The following is a 628-nucleotide window of genomic DNA, read 5'->3' as shown; positions in this document are numbered from 1 at the left end:
AAAAGTCTGTGCCCGAGGCAGAAACCGGACAATCGATCCATGGCTGCGATCTTTTGCTCTTTAAGGGGGAATCCACAGCCATGAACAAAACCGTCGCCATCGTCGTGTTCGCAGGCGTGCAGTCACTGGATGTCAGCGGCCCCATGGATGTGTTCGCCGAGGCCAATCGCTTCCTGGCGCCCGAGGATCACTATCGGCTGCAAGTGATCGGCGTCGAACACGGCCCGATGGCCTGTTCCAACGGTTTGAACCTGAATGCCCATCGGCATTTCAGCGAAGCACTCGACGCCTATGACCTGCTGCTGGTTGCCGGTGGGCCGCAACTGCCGTTCATGGATTTTGGCGCGACGTTCAACGAGTGGCTGCGCGAGGCCTGCGCACGGGCGCAGCGCTTCGGTTCAATCTGCAATGGTGCGTTCATGCTTGCGCGGGCCGGATTGCTGGAAGGGCGCACCGTCACCACGCATTGGAACGATGCCGAGGCGTTGGCGCAGTTGTGTCCGACGACGCAGGTCGACGCGGATCGTTTGTATGTCGAGGACGGCGCGCTCTACACCTCGGCCGGGGTCACGGCGGGGATCGATCTGTCGTTGTACCTGCTGGCGCGTGATCACGGTGCTGAAGTGGC

The 628-nt window shown here is 61.3% G+C and carries 1 protein-coding gene; it reads left to right on the top strand.

Annotated elements, in window-relative coordinates:
* Window positions 1–80: 80 nt before the first annotated feature.
* On the top strand, window positions 81–628 hold a 548-nt coding region (locus BK660_RS32190; protein WP_148057556.1), incomplete at its 3' end, for an AraC family transcriptional regulator.

It is taken from the genome of Pseudomonas brassicacearum (assembly GCF_003732265.1).
In the GTDB taxonomy this organism is placed as follows: Bacteria; Pseudomonadota; Gammaproteobacteria; order Pseudomonadales; family Pseudomonadaceae; genus Aquipseudomonas; species Aquipseudomonas brassicacearum_D.
This window is presented reverse-complemented; position numbering and strand designations above follow the sequence as displayed.